The organism is Catellatospora vulcania (assembly GCF_009720385.1).
GTDB classification, from domain to species: domain Bacteria; phylum Actinomycetota; class Actinomycetes; order Mycobacteriales; family Micromonosporaceae; genus Catellatospora; species Catellatospora vulcania.
Window position 1 is genome coordinate 186764 of record NZ_ML769308.1, and the last position, 13558, is coordinate 200321.

Here is a 13558-nt window from a genome sequence, read left to right on the forward strand (position 1 = left end):
AGAAGGAAGGGCACCTTCTTATCGCTATGCGATGTAGAAGGTGCCCTTCCCAACGCTGAGCCCGCTGCGGGCAGCGCCCCCGAGGTGCTGCCCGCAGCGGTCCGTCAGGACGGCGCGGCCGCCCGCTTCAGCCGGGCCTCGCGCTCGGCGGCCCGCCCCAGCCCGATCAGGTACGCGTGCCGCTCGCCGCGCTCCACCAGCGCCGCCCCGCTGAGGAAGAGCAACACCGGGAACCCGACGAGGAACACCCACTGCACGGGTTCGAGCAGCACGGGCGGGTTGAACCGCTGGGTCGACATGATGAAGCCGTTGAACAGGGTCGGCACGAGCAGGTACAACGTCAGCGCGGGCGTGAACATGGCCACCAGCCGGCGGCGCACCGGCGAGGCGGTCCTCAGCAGGCAGACCAGGATGACGAGGACGAGGATCGGCCCGGACACCTCCGAGATGATGCCGCTGAGGTAGTAGCCACCGAAGCCGCCGGACGTGCTGTAGCCGCCGAACGCGCTGATCCCGTCGATGGCGCCGCCGGGTGTCCGGGTGACCACCGAGAGCATCACCTCGACGATGGGCAGGACGGCCAGCGCCGCGAACGCGAGCGTCACGATGACGGTGCGGCGGTCGCCGAGGCCAACCTGCGGCCGGGTCCGGCCGCGGGCGGTGAGGGCCAGCGCGGCGCTGATCCCGAGCACGATCATCCACCAGAACAGGACCAGGCCGGTGGGCCCGGTCGAGTAGTCGAGCAGCACCCGCGCGAGCTCGCACAGCGCCGCAGTCCAGGCGCCCACGGCCGCGACGAGACGGAATCCGGTGTACGCGAACACGACCGCCACCGTCCAGCCGGCCAGCGGAAGCCAGGCCGTCACCGGGAGCGGGATGAGCAGCCCTTCGTAGCGCCAGATCCAGATCAGTCTCGAAGCCAGCGCGCCGGCGTGGAAAGTGAACATCATGAACGAGGCGACCAGCGCGAACACCGCGGTGGCCGGAGCCCAGCGCGAGCCGGCCGCGCCCCCGCCGCGCCCGCCCAGGCGCATCCATGCCGCGCAGCGGACCAGGTTCGCCGTCTCGCGCAGGCCGGGGTAGCGCTGCTGCGGCTTCGCACCGGCCATCAGCACGCCGATCATCTCGTCCTCGTACTCGTGCCGGTGCGCGGCCGGGAACAGGGCGAGCAGGCGCTCGTAGCGCCGGGCCAGCTTCTCGTCGGGCTCGCTCACGCCGCCCCCGTCCCCGGGCGCAGGATGACCCCGGCCAGCCGGGCGGCGGCCGCGTCGGCGTTGCGGCGCAGGCGCACCGTCTCGGCGGCCAGCCGCTCCTGCCCGACCCCGGTGAGCCGGTAGTAGCGGCGCAGCCGGGAGGCGACGATCTCCTCGCGGTCCACTTCGATCAGACCGCCCTCGCGCAGCCGGTCGAGTACGGAGTAGAGGGTGCCGGTGTGCAGGCGGACCTGCCCACCGGAGATGTCGAGCACGTCCTCGATCACGGCATAGCCGTGTTTGGGTTCCGCCGCCAGCGCTGTGAGGATCAGGAAGGCGGGCTCCCCCATGGATATCTCAGCCATGCCGGCAGCATATACGCGTAGCAAACATATGTAATCAGCAGAGCCGTCATGCGGTCGTGTTCGGACTGTCGTGATCGGGCAGCCCGAACAAGGGCAGGCATGGCGTCAGTCCTTCGACGGTCACCGGAGCATGCTCGCGCTGCAGCCACACCTGCCTGGTCAGCCGAAGCCGCCGGATCACCCGCAGGCGGCCCTGGTCCTCGTGGCGCTCGATGCCGTCGTGGGCGTAGCCGAGCTTGGCCGACACGCCCAGCGAGGCGTGGTTGTCGGTGAACGCCGACGAGACCAGGTCCGTCGCGCCGAGGTGCGCGAAGGCCAGGTGGGCGACCGCCGCCCGCATCTCGGCGCCGATGCCCCGGCCCTGGTGCCGCCTGCCCAGCCAGCTCGCGGTCGCGCACTCGGCGGTCACCGCGAGGTCCGTGGCCTTGAGCATCTGCACGCCGACCGGAGCGCCGTCGAGGAACACCGTGAGCAGGAGCTTCCAGGATCGGGGCGTCCACTGGCCGAGCAGGCTCCAGTGGTGCAGCACCACCGACCGGGCCCGCTCGGCCGGGGGCAGCTCGGTCCAGCGGATGCGGAACGGCATGTACGCCGGGTCGTGCACGCCCTCGGCGGCGACGTCGGCGAGCGCGGCCAGCTCCTCCTGGTCGGGCAGTCGCAGTTGCAGGCGTGGTGTGGTCAACTGCAGGCCGACGAGCGGGAAATGATCGATGAGCATGACGCGATGGTCGCGGCGCCCGGCGAACCCGGTCAACGCGATTTCGGCAGCGCCGGGTGGTGGCCCGCCGCCGGGGCGGCCGTGCGTACGATGTCGTGTTTGACGCTGTTCGCGCCGTTAGGCCTGGTCGGCGGCGTTCAACCGCGGACGCCGCCCGTCGCATTCCGCCCGTGCGGGTGATCTAGTCGATAGCCCGTATGCTGTGAATCCGCGCCGCCCCGAAGGTACCGTTCCGCCCATGTTGATCCAGGATCAGGCCGTGGCGTCCGCGCCCTGGACCGGCCTCACCATCGGGCAGTCGACCGGAATCTCCCCGCTGCGCCGCCCCCCGGCCCCCGCCGTGCCCGGCACCCGCGCGGTCGTCGAGGAGTACCTGACCCGGCTGGCGCAGGGCGACGCTGAGCACATCGCGGAGCTGTTCGCGGACGAGGTCGAGTGCTACGTCGCCGCGACCGAGGCGGCGCCGTGGATGGCCAGCCGCGGGCTGGCCGCGGACTTCCTGCGGGTGACCATGCCGCGATTCGAGCTCGGCCGCAGCACGGTCGAGGCGGACAAGGTGCTGGTGGACGGCGCCGACGCGGTGGTGCTCGGCCACTTCATCCACGTGATCAAGCCGACCGGTCGCCGGCTGTCCACGCCGGTCGCCATCCACCTGAGCGTGACGGCCGGGCGCATCCACTCGATGCACCTCTACGAGGACAACGTCGCGCTCGTCTCGCGCATCCGCGGCAAGCGCCCGATCACTTCCTCGGCCTGCGCCGCGGCCAAGAACGCCCTGGGCTGACCGGTTCTCGAGCTGACGATGACCGGGTCGTTCCGTCCTGGGACGCCGCGTGACGGCAGGACCGGACGAGCGGGAAGATGACCGTATGACCAACGAGACGACGGTGAAGCTCGCGCACGGCGCCGTGATGCCGCGCATCGGGCTCGGCACCTGGCCGATGGACGACGCCCAGGCCGCGAGTTGCGTGGTGCAGGCCGTCGAGGCGGGTTACCGGCTGTTCGACACGGCGGAGAACTACGGCAACGAGCGCGGCGTCGGCCAGGGCATGCGCGACGCCGCCCTCCCCCGGGAGGAGCTGTTCGTCACCACCAAGTTCAACGCCCGCTGGCACGGCCGCGACCTGGTGCGCCGGGCGTTCGACGCGTCCGCCGACCGGCTCGGCGTCGACTATGTCGACCTGCTGCTGATCCACTGGCCGAACCCCGAGCAGGACCGCTACGTCGACGCCTGGAAGGGCATGGTCGCCCTGCTGGAGGAGGGCCGCCTGCGTGCCGTGGGCGTGTCGAACTTCAAGCCGGCCCACCTGGAGCGGCTGCGCGCCGAGACCGGGACCCTGCCCGACGTCAACCAGGTGCAGCTCAGCCCGCGTATCGCCCGCAAGCTGCCGCGGGCGTACCACGCCGAGCACGGCATCGTGACGCAGTCGTGGAGCCCGCTCGGCCAGGGCCGGGAGCTGCTGGCCGATCCGGTGATCGGCGAGATCGCAGCCGCTCACGGGCGCAGCCCGGCACAGGTCGTGCTGCGCTGGCATCTGCAGCTCGGGCTGACCGCGGTGCCGAAGTCGGCGGATCCGCAGCGGATGCGCGACAACCTGGCCGTCTTCGACTTCGTGTTGAGCGAGGCGGAGATGGGCCGGATCTCGGGCCTCGACCAGGGCGAGCGCGCGGCGGTGGACTCCGACCTCGTCGGTCACTGAGCAACCCGTGGGCCGGGAGCTGCTGATCGGCGTCGCGGTGGCGCTGCTGGCGTCGTGGCTGGCGCTGGTCGTCGGCCTGCTGCTGGTGCGGCCGAAAGGCCCGCTGCTGGCCGAGGCGGTGCGGTTGCTGCCGGACCTGCTGCGGCTGCTGCGCCGGCTGGCCGCCGACAGAACCCTGCCCCGGGGCGTGCGCGTGCGGCTGGCACTGCTGATGGTGTATCTGGCGATCCCGTTCGACCTGATCCCCGACTTCCTGCCGATCATCGGGTACGCCGATGACGCGATCATCGTCGCGCTGGTGCTGCGCTCGGTGGTGCGCCGGGCTGGGCTGGATGCGGTCCGCCGGCACTGGCCGGGCACCGACGACGGATTCGCGGCGCTCACCCGGCTGGCCGGGCTGGACCGCCCCGAACCCTGATCTCGTCCCGGTACATCGTGGTCGGCGACGTGGTCAGCGCCGGGACGGTTCGCCGTCAGCCCAGCGGGCCGCGCTCGACGCAGAACTCGTTGCCCTCCGGGTCGGCCAGGACGACCCAGCCGCGCCCGTCGGGGCGGCGCTGGTCGTCGACGATCGTCGCGCCGATGCCGACCAGGCGCTCGACCTCCTCGTCGCGGCTGCGCTCCTGCGGCTGCAGGTCCAGGTGCACGCGGTTCTTGCCGGTCTTGCCCTCCGGCACCGGGATGAACAGCAGGTTGATCCCGTGCGGCCCGACCAGGCGGCCGTTGGGGTCACCGGGGCCGTTCGGGTCCTCGGGGTCCTCCTGCCATCCGGTCACCTTGGTCCAGAACAGGGACTGGGCGTAGCAGTCGTGGCAGTCGACGGTGATGCTGTGCAGAGCCATGGTCATGCGGCCATGATCACATATCGATCTCCTGCCATGCCTGCCCTTTTCGCGCCGGCTGCCACGCCCCGCCCGGTGCGTCAGCTGACGGACCGGGCCAGGGCCCACTCTCCCTCGGCGACCAGCAGCGGCCAGTTCAGCGGGGCGGGATTCGCGCCGGTGGCCGCGTCCAGCCGGGTCACCAGCTCGGCGAAGCTGATGCCGCGTTCCACCGCCGCGCAGCGCGCGACCAGGCACAGGTAGGCCGCCTCCAGGGCCACGGACAGCCCGTACGCGTCGGTCATCGGCTCGCCGCGGTGCGCGAAGGCGTGCCGGGCCCGCACCGCGCGGGCCATGTCCCAGCGGGCCGTGCGCCGGGTCCGGGGGACCGCCGGGCGCGGGTCGGTCACCAGCCGCAGCAGCTCCGCACGGCGCTGCGCGAGCAGCCCGTTCCACTCGTACACCGCGGCGAGCTCGGGCCACCGCGGCCCGGTGAGCAGCGCGAGATCCGCGGCGTCGTCGCCGGTGGCCCACGGCCCGCGATCGCTGCGGGCGTGGGCCGGGCAGGGCCGGCGCAGGTACTGCTGGAGGTGGCGGAACAGCGCCCGGGGTGTCTGGACCGCGAGCAGGATGGCGGCGATCTCGATGGTGCGCGCGAACGCCGTGCGCTGCGCCCACGGGCCCTCGTCGCACTCGAAGCCGATGTCGAGCAGCGGCAGCAGCGCCTGGAAGGCGTCGCGGACCGAGCCCCGCGCCAGCTCGCGCAGCGCCATCAGGTACTGCAGCAGCAGCGTGTGGATCACCGGATCGGTCTTGGCGGCGTCCATGACGCGCTGGGTCATCCGGCCGTCGATCGCCTCGGGCGGCTCGTACGCGAACCGCGGCGGCATCGGGAAGCGGACGGTCCGCCCTTGGGGGGCCGGGTACTCGTCGTGCACGATGACCATCTCGTGGCCGATGGTCAGCGGCCGGTTCGGTGGCCGGAGCTGGAGCTGGTAGCGGTCGAAATGCTCCAGGAAGTTCATCGCGGCCGCGGTCGGGTCGTTCGCGGTCACCTCCGCCAGCAGGTAGCGCGGGGTGCGGGCGGCGTGCCCGGCCGTCTCGGCGGCGACGACGATCCGCTGGAAGGCCGGTTCCAGCGTGTCGAAATACGGCTGCGTCCAGCCGAAACTTTTGATCATCGTGCCGCCCCGGACGACCGGGACCGCCAGCCGGAAGGGGCGGGCGGTGGTCCGCTTGGCGTGCCAGTGCTGCAGCTCGTCGAGCTGGTCCTGCAGCCGCTGCCCGTTGAGCAGGATCCGCTGCGCGCCGAGCAGGGTCTGCGGGCTGTACCCGGCCAGGATCAGGCCGTGCGCCATGCGCTGCGCGCTGCCCGCCGGGTCGGCCTGCACCTGCTCGGCGGTCAGCCGCTCGAACATCACCTTCGGGGTGGCCTGCCATTCCTCGTCGAGCAGCGCCGCGTACAGGGTGCTGCCGTTGAGCCGCCGCTTGTCGGCCCCGGTGGTCTCGACCGCGGCGAGCTCCTTGCGCAGCAGCCCGTCCGAGACCGGCCGCAGCCGCCAGCGGAAGTCGACCTCCGGCGAGAGCATCTCGATCCACCGCTGGAGGAAGAGCCGCTGCGCTGCGGGCATCTTCCGGTACTGCCGGGGCTGGTTGCCCGCCAGGGGAGTCCACATGGGCCGTCTCCGGTTCGGCTGGGGAGGCGGGTTGCCTCACGCGCGAGCGAAAGCTGTCGGTGAAAAGGAGGGCGGGCCGGTCCCGGCCCGCCCTCGGCCGGGCGCTCAGGCCCGGGGACGCAGCACCCGATCGACGAGCGCGGCGAGCAGCGCGGCCCGCTCGGCCATCGCGGGCAGGTCGATCCATTCGCCCTCGGCGTGGGCGTTGCCGCCGACCGGCCCGAGCCCGTCCAGGGTGGGGATGCCGTACCCGGCGGTCAGGTTGCCGTCGGAGGCCCCGCCGACCGCGACGCCCGCGGGCGCGGCCAGCCCCAGCTCGGCCGCCACCGTGCGGGCGAGCTCGTAGAGCCGGGCGGAGGCGGACGGCGGCAGCGCGGGCCGGTGCACGCCGCCGTGCACGGTCAGCCGGCTGCCCGCCAGGACGGGCCGCAGCCCGTGTATCGCCCGGTCCACCCGCTCGAATTCGGCCTGGTGGAAGGCGCGCACGTCGACGGCGACACCGCCGGCGGCCGGGACGGTGTTCTCGGTGGTGCCGGCGGCCAGCACGGTCGGGGTCACCGTGGTCTCGGCCTCGCCGAGCGCGGCCACCGCCAGGATCTGGTGCGCCAGCTCCACCCCGGCGTTGACCCCGCGGGCCGGGTCCAGGCCGGCGTGGGCGGCCCGGCCGGTGACCTCGACCCGGTAGCGGGCGATGCCCTTGCGGGCGGTCTTGAGCGCGCCGTCGGCGCTGGGCTCGCATACCAGCGCGGCCAGGGCACCGCGGCCCGCCCGTTCGATCAGCACCCGGGAGTCGGGCGAGCCGATCTCCTCGTCGGCGTTGACGACGACGGTGACGCCGTCGAGCGAGGGCAGCGTGGACAGCCCGTGGAACAGCTGGACCAGGCCCGCCTTCATGTCGAAGCAGCCCGGCCCGGTGGCCCGGTCGCCGTCGACCTGGAACGGCCAGCGGGCCAGGGTGCCCACCGGCCAGACCGTGTCGTGGTGGCCGATCAGCAGGACCCGGGTGGGGCCGTGGCTCCAGACGAGGTGGGAGCCGTGGTGCTCCGGGGCGCTGCCGAGCAGCCGGCTGCCGAGGGCGGCGACCGCCTGCGCGCTGCCGGCGGTGGCGGTCGGATCCTCCGACGGCGACTCGACGGCGACCAGCCCGGCGAGGTCCTCGATCAGCCGGGGGAGGCGTTCCCGCAGGCTGTGCAGGGTGGGGTCGATGGGCGCGAAGTCTGACACGGGTGCCTCCGGCGGTAGCTCGGCAGATCATCTACATTGACTAGACAATGTAGATGTTGCGTATGATGGTGCAGTCGTCTTGGATCGGTTGTCAAGACATCGATCCGGGACGCGTCACAGCGTCGGGGAGGCGGAGCACGTGGAGACGGTCCGGAGTTCGGGGATGCCCGCGTACCAGCGCATCGCGGCCGTGTACCGCAGCCTGATCATGACCGGGGAGCTGCGGCCCGAGGACCGGCTGCCGACCGAGCACGAGATCGCCGACCGGTTCGGCGTGGTGCGCCAGACCGTGCGCACCGGGCTCGGCATCCTGGTCACCGAGGGGCTGATCGTCGCGCGGCGGCCGCACGGCTACTTCGTGCGCCGCCGCGAGCACATGGTCTACCGGCCGCAGGAGAAGTCCCGGCCCCGCCCGGCCTCACCGGAGATGGACCGGTTCTCCCAGCAGATCGTCGCCGAGGGCCGCACCCCGCACCAGGCCATCGAGGTGTCGCTGGTGCAGGCCGCGTCCGACCTCGCGTTGCGGCTTGGCATCGCGGCGGGCGATACGGTCGTGGCGCGCCGCCGGGTGCGGTTCATCAACGGCGAGCCGACCAACATCAACGACTCGTTCTTCCCGATCGAGCTGGTGAGGGACTCGGTCATCATGTCGCCGGCCTACCTGCCCCAGGGCACCGACCAGGCGCTGGCCGACCTCGGCTACCGGCAGGACCGCGCCATCGACGAGATCTTCATCCGGATGCCGACGCCCGAGGAGATCCACCGGCTCAGCCTCGGCCCCGGGACCCCGGTCGCGGCGCACTACGACACCGGGTACACCGCAACCGGAATGCCCGTGCAGTGCACCCTCAACGTGCTCCCCGGCGACCGGCACAAGATCGTCTTCGAGCGGCGCTGGCAGGACGAGCCCGCCGGCTGAGGCGCTACTCCGGCTTGGTCTGCCGGCTCATCAGGGTGACCAGGGCGACCTTCGGGTCGACGCCCTCGTGGCAGATCCGCTCGACCTGCTCGGTGATCGGCATCTCCACGCCGTGCTTGTGCGCGAGGTCCCGGATGGCCAGGCAGCTCTTCACGCCCTCGGCGGTGTACCGGGTGGCCGCCTGGGCCTGCTCCAGGGTCAGGCCCCGGCCCAGGTGCTCGCCGAAGGTGCGGTTGCGGGTCAGCGGCGAGCAGCAGGTGGCGACGAGGTCGCCCAGCCCCGACAGGCCCGCGAAGGTGAGCGGGTCCGCGCCCAGCGCCACCCCGAGCCGGGTCGTCTCGGCGAGACCGCGCGTGATCAGGGTCGCCTTGATGTTCTCACCGAGATCCATCGAGGTGGCGATGCCGTACGCCAGCGCGATCACGTTCTTGACCGCCCCGCCCAGCTCGCACCCGATGACGTCGTCGTTGGTGTACGGCCGGAAGTACGGCGTGGTTATCGCCTCCTGCACGGCGGCCGCCCGGTCCAGGTCCGTGCAGGCGACCACGGCCGCGGCGGGCTGGCGCACGGCCAGCTCGGGGGCGATGTTGGGCCCGGTGACCACGGCGACCCGGCTCGGCTCGACCCCGGTGGTCTCCACGATGACCTCGCTCATCCGCTTGGTCGTGCCCAGCTCGATCCCCTTCATCAGGGAGACCAGCGTCGCGTCGGCGGGGATCAGCCCGGCCCACGCGGTGAGGTTGGCGCGCAGCGTCTGCGAGGTCACCGCGAGCACGACCAGGTCGGCTCCGGCCAGGGCCGAGGCGGGGTCTGCGGTCGCGGTGACGTTGCGGGGCAGCGCCACCTCGGGGAAGTAGTCGGGGTTGCGTCCGGTGGCGCGGATCGCTTCCGCGATGGACTCCCGGCGAGCCCACATGGTCACCTCGCCGCCGGCCTCGCCCAGGATCTTGGCGAAGACACTGCCCCAGGAACCGGCTCCCATCACCGCGGTCCGCACGCTGTTGCCGCCTCTCCGGCCACGGCCGCCGCCGGGCACGATCACCGCCGCCCAGGCTGCCCCTGGCCGTCGTCGCTCGAAATCATGCCATGCGGCCCGGCCCGGCGGACTGGTCGCGGCTGTCCCGCAGGGCCTGCTGCACCCGTAGTTCCATGTCGTGCAGGGCCTCGATGGCGCGCAGCTGTCCGGCGATCTCCGGATCGGCGGTGGCGGGGCCCAGGCCGATGAGGCCGCACCGCTCGCACTCGACCCGTGCGGCCGAGGCCGGGCAGGGCGTCTGCGTCGCGCAGTCGACGCACGTGTGCACGGCGTCGAGGTCGAGCACCTGGTCCGCGGTGATCGTGTCGAGGTAGCCGCATTCGGCGCACTGCCAGGTCACCTGCTGGGCCCAGTCCACGTCGCCGGTGTCGCTGAGCTCGTAGTCGAGGCGCTCGGCCGGGCCGACGAGATCGCAGCCGCGGCAGCGCACGTAGGGACGTGGTCTCATGGCGCGCTCTCCCCGTGATCGCCCGACAGTGCGATGTGGACGTTAAACACGTAAGCGTTTCAGTGCGCCCACCGATCGGACATCGTTGCGGAGCGAACAACCTGGGCGTTCGGTCGATGGCGGTGACGGCCATGTCCGTGCGGCGGACCTGCCGGGTCGTGACCGCCACGTCAGGTGAACAGCAGGCGAACAGTGCAAGGCCGGTGGACGACATCGGTTGAGCGGGGCGGTGCACCGGCATACCGTCAGCCACGTGCCGCTGATCGTCGTCGATCGCCTCGTGCCCGCCCAGGCCATGTGCCTGGCCGACGAGCTGCTGGTCAATCTGCCGCAGCGGTGGTCGCACACCGCCGGGGTGGCAAGGCGCGCGGCCGACCTGGCCGCCGCGGTCGACCCGGCCGACCGGGACCTGCTGCTGTGCGCGGCCTGGCTGCACGACATCGGGTACGCCGCCGCGGCCCGCGACACCGGGTTCCATGCCCTGGACGGGGCCCGCCTGCTCCGCCGACGGGGCTGGCCGGTGCGGCTGTGCGCGCTGGTCGCGCACCACTCCGGCGCCTCCTTCCTGGCCGCGGCGCAGGGCGTCGTCGGCATGGCCGAGTTCGACGACGAGCGCACGGCGGTCACTGACGCGCTGACCTGCGCCGACCAGACCACGGGGGTACGCGGCGAGCCGGTGTTCCTGGAGGACCGCCTGGCCGAGGTGCTGCGCCGCCACGGACCGTCCTCGCCACACGCGGCCGCCGCGGCGGGCCGGGAGCCCTACCTGCGGTCGGCCGCCGGGCGGGTGCAGGCACGCCTGCTTGCCGCCGCGACAGCCTGACCCGAACCGCCCGAACCGCCCGGCCCTCCCGCCGCAAAGCGATGGGAAGGTGCCCTTCCTCTACGGAAAACGATAAGAAGGCGCCCTTCCTTCGCTCAGGGCTGGTGGGGGGTGAGCAGGGATGGGGGGAGGGGCGGGGCGGCGGGGAGTTCGAGGGGTTTGCCGGCTCTGGTGACGAGGTCGACGACGGTGCGGCTGAGGTGCTGGGAGCTGGCGGACATGGACTCCTGGGCGGTGACAATCGCCGAGACGACCTCGGCGCGGGCCTGCTGACCGAAGCGGACCGCTTCCTCGATGCCCTTGGCCTGGGCGTCGATCGAGGCGGCCACCTCCAGGATCGTCTCCGGGCGGATGGTCGGGGTCTGGATCAGGCGGGCGATCTGCGGGACGCCGGTGCCCGCGGCGTGGGCGTACGCGGACAGCACCTCGTTGGCGCCGTCGGCGACCGCCTGCTGCATCTGCGCCGCCTGATTGGCCTGCAGCAGCAGACCCCACTGGGCGATGGTCAGCTTCATCGTCGGGATGGTCAGGTTGACCAGCAGCGCCAGCCGCTGCCCGAGGCCGTAGTGCAGGGAGCGGATGTTGCGCACCTGCGGCGAGGTCGACCAGGCGACGAACAGCCGCTGCTGGAACTCGCTGATGCGCACCTCGATCGCCTGGACGAACTCGGTGATCCGGGCCAGGCGCTCTTCTTTGTCACGGCGGTCGACGTCGGCCGGGTCGATGCGGATCGACGCGGCCTCGGCCACGGCCAGATCCCGGACCAGCTCCATCACCGCGATGACGCCGACGAGCTGGCTGATCGCGGCCTCGTTGGCCTTGTACAGCTCGTCGCAGAGCACCACGTTGCGCTTGAGCTGCTGCTGCTTCTCTACCAGGGTGCCCGCGATGCGGTCGAGCTGCTGCTCCACCGAGCGGGCCTCCTCGAACAGCATCTCCACCAGGTCGCGGCCCTTGCGGAAGACGCCCCGGACCGCGTCCATGAACTTGTCGAACACCTCGCGCACCCGCGGGTCGGCCGGGTCGTACCTGCGCCGGAAGTCGCGCATCCGGTCGTTGATCTCGTGCATGATCTGGGTCAGCTCCGGGATCTTCACCGGCCCGACCTCGCGGAAGATCCGCTGCACCTGGGTGTTGACCTGGTCGATCGCACCGTTGCCGAAGCCGGCCAGCTGGTCGGTGTCGGCCAGCATCCGCGGGTAGGACTGCTCGGCCAGCGCGAGGGCCTGCTCGCGCTGCGCCGGGCTGAGCAGGTCGGCGCAGACCAGCCGCCCCGGCTCGCCGGTGCGCGCGACGGCGGCCAACGCACTGTCCGCACTGCCGGCCGGCTGCGCCGGTGCACCCGTGATACTGCCGAAGTCGATGGCGAGCTCACTCATGACTGGTTCTCCTCCTGCTGTTTCGGGGAAACTGCGCTTTCCAGAGGCCCGGAGCGGGCAGTTTCCCCGAAACTGCACGCGCCAGGCGGGGTGCGGGACGTCAGGAGCACTTGGCGACCTCCCTGACGCAGGCGAGCAGGGCGAGGGTGACCTCGGCGCCGGGCGGGGCGGTGGTGCGGAACTGCTCGGCCAGGGGCAGGTTCGGGAAGTCGGAGACCTTGCTCAGGCCCACGTGCAGGCCGGAGCGCAGGCCGTACCTCTGCCAGGCGAGCTGCTGGATGCCGGGGTCCTTCATGGCCTCCAGGAAGCGGGCCGCGTCGGCGTCCAGGGCCAGGATCGGGTGGTCGCTGTAGATCGTCGGGTCGGGGTAGAGCACCCGCACGTCCTTGAGCAGCTTGTCGGCGTCCGCGCCGAGCTGCACCACCTGCTGGATGAGCTGGTTCTCGTAACCGGCGTAGAGCGGGGCGTGGAACTCCGCCCCCTGGGTCAGCCACTGCCGGAAGCCCGCCTCCGAACCGGCTGCCTGCAGGCCCTGCGCGTCGTAGACGGCGCGCACCGTCGGCAGCACCTTGCGGGCCTGGGCCAGGCTCGGCGCGGAGAACACGTCGTCGGTGGCGATGATGTTCAGCTGGAGCTGGGCCAGCGTGAAGCCGCTGTTGGACTTCGCCGCGTCGGTGCTGGACACCGCGATCGGGCCGCGCAGGTCGGCGGCGCCCAGCGACTGCCAGGTGGTGCGCTTGAGCACGTGCTCCAGCAGCAGCTTCTTCATGTCGACGATGAAGTAGCGCTCGGCCCGCTTGGCCACGATGCCCGCCTTGACCAGTGCTTCGGTGCCCTGCGGCCCGGCGTAGATCACCTCAGGCGACTGGAGCACCGTCTCGGCCCGGTACTGCGGGAACGCGCCGGAGTGCAGGCTCTCGAACACCTTCTGCGCGCTGGCGCTGGACGGCCACAGGCAGCCCGCCTTGCGTGCGGCCAGGTCGTCCTTGGACAGCTGCACCAGGTCGTACGAGCCCAGCGGCTGGAACACCACGGTCAGGCCGTACTGCTCGCGCAGGATCTTCTTCACCTGCTCGTCGGCCATCAGCTCGGTCTTCTCCGAGCCGCCCAGGCAGGTGACGGTGACCGCCTGCGCCGGGCCGCCCCCGCCCGGCGGGTCGTCCTTCGCACGGGTCAGCACGAACGCGGTGGCCACGCAGACCACCAGGACCAGGACGAGCCCGATCAGGAACCGGCCGCTCGGCATTCTCACGTGA

15 protein-coding genes are annotated in these 13558 nt (G+C 72.1%); 5 read left to right on the plus strand and 10 right to left on the minus strand.

Annotated features, from left to right (window positions below; translation table 11 throughout):
- Positions 1-104: 104 nt before the first annotated feature.
- The 3 genes from F6W97_RS16755 to F6W97_RS16765 are packed head-to-tail and all read right to left on the minus strand — an operon-like array spanning position 105 to position 2276.
- Positions 105-1214 (minus strand): hypothetical protein, encoded by a 1110-nt coding sequence (locus tag F6W97_RS16755; protein ID WP_155371272.1) that lies wholly within the window; start codon positions 1212-1214, stop codon positions 105-107.
- Positions 1211-1558, minus strand: a complete 348-nt coding sequence (locus F6W97_RS16760) for a PadR family transcriptional regulator (RefSeq protein WP_155371273.1) — start codon at positions 1556-1558, stop codon at positions 1211-1213. The genes F6W97_RS16755 and F6W97_RS16760 overlap by 4 nt, the downstream gene beginning before the upstream one ends.
- Positions 1559-1604: 46 nt before the next feature.
- Positions 1605-2276: a GNAT family N-acetyltransferase gene (locus F6W97_RS16765; protein WP_155371274.1), complete on the minus strand. Its 672-nt coding sequence runs from the start codon at positions 2274-2276 to the stop codon at positions 1605-1607.
- A 238-nt stretch (positions 2277-2514) separates the two neighbouring features.
- Between F6W97_RS16765 and F6W97_RS16770 the strand changes: the two genes are divergently transcribed.
- The 3 genes from F6W97_RS16770 (at position 2515) to F6W97_RS16780 (ending at position 4394) form a co-directional block, all read left to right on the plus strand.
- Complete coding sequence (locus F6W97_RS16770; protein ID WP_155371275.1) at positions 2515-3060, plus strand: nuclear transport factor 2 family protein; 546 nt, start codon at positions 2515-2517, stop codon at positions 3058-3060.
- Between the two features lie 85 nt (positions 3061-3145).
- Positions 3146-3976, plus strand: coding sequence for an aldo/keto reductase (locus tag F6W97_RS16775; RefSeq protein ID WP_155371276.1), 831 nt, complete (start codon positions 3146-3148; stop codon positions 3974-3976).
- Between the two features lie 7 nt (positions 3977-3983).
- Positions 3984-4394 (plus strand): YkvA family protein, encoded by a 411-nt coding sequence (locus F6W97_RS16780; protein WP_155371277.1) that lies wholly within the window; start codon positions 3984-3986, stop codon positions 4392-4394.
- Positions 4395-4449: 55 nt separating this feature from the next.
- On the opposite strand, the gene F6W97_RS40140 is transcribed toward F6W97_RS16780, so the two are convergent.
- The 3 genes from F6W97_RS40140 to F6W97_RS16795 form a co-directional block, all read right to left on the minus strand.
- Positions 4450-4824, minus strand: coding sequence for a VOC family protein (locus F6W97_RS40140; RefSeq protein WP_196279185.1), 375 nt, complete (start codon positions 4822-4824; stop codon positions 4450-4452).
- 74 nt (positions 4825-4898) lie between these two features.
- Positions 4899-6473: a hypothetical protein gene (locus F6W97_RS16790; protein ID WP_155371279.1), complete on the minus strand. Its 1575-nt coding sequence runs from the start codon at positions 6471-6473 to the stop codon at positions 4899-4901.
- A gap of 105 nt (positions 6474-6578) precedes the next feature.
- Positions 6579-7697: a M20 family metallopeptidase gene (locus F6W97_RS16795; protein ID WP_230686735.1), complete on the minus strand. Its 1119-nt coding sequence runs from the start codon at positions 7695-7697 to the stop codon at positions 6579-6581.
- 139 nt (positions 7698-7836) lie between these two features.
- On the opposite strand from F6W97_RS16795, the gene F6W97_RS16800 reads away from it, so the two are divergent.
- Positions 7837-8616, plus strand: coding sequence for a GntR family transcriptional regulator (locus F6W97_RS16800; RefSeq protein ID WP_230686736.1), 780 nt, complete (start codon positions 7837-7839; stop codon positions 8614-8616).
- Between the two features lie 4 nt (positions 8617-8620).
- Here the strand turns inward: F6W97_RS16800 and F6W97_RS16805 are convergent, their stop codons facing one another.
- A complete protein-coding gene (locus tag F6W97_RS16805; protein WP_155371319.1) occupies positions 8621-9598 on the minus strand; it encodes an NAD(P)H-dependent glycerol-3-phosphate dehydrogenase in 978 nt (325 codons plus the stop codon).
- A gap of 97 nt (positions 9599-9695) precedes the next feature.
- Entirely contained in the window at positions 9696-10100 is a 405-nt protein-coding gene (locus F6W97_RS16810; protein ID WP_155371281.1) for a hypothetical protein, read from the minus strand.
- 253 nt (positions 10101-10353) lie between these two features.
- On the opposite strand from F6W97_RS16810, the gene F6W97_RS16815 reads away from it, so the two are divergent.
- Positions 10354-10923, plus strand: a complete 570-nt coding sequence (locus tag F6W97_RS16815) for an HD domain-containing protein (RefSeq protein ID WP_230686737.1) — start codon at positions 10354-10356, stop codon at positions 10921-10923.
- 95 nt (positions 10924-11018) lie between these two features.
- Here F6W97_RS16815 and F6W97_RS16820 read toward each other — a convergent pair whose 3' ends face one another.
- Together F6W97_RS16820 and F6W97_RS16825 are read right to left on the minus strand one after the other, a co-directional pair.
- Positions 11019-12302 (minus strand): toxic anion resistance protein, encoded by a 1284-nt coding sequence (locus F6W97_RS16820; RefSeq protein ID WP_155371282.1) that lies wholly within the window; start codon positions 12300-12302, stop codon positions 11019-11021.
- 100 nt (positions 12303-12402) lie between these two features.
- Positions 12403-13554, minus strand: coding sequence for a hypothetical protein (locus tag F6W97_RS16825; RefSeq protein ID WP_230686738.1), 1152 nt, complete (start codon positions 13552-13554; stop codon positions 12403-12405).
- Between the last annotated feature and the right edge of the window lie 4 nt (positions 13555-13558).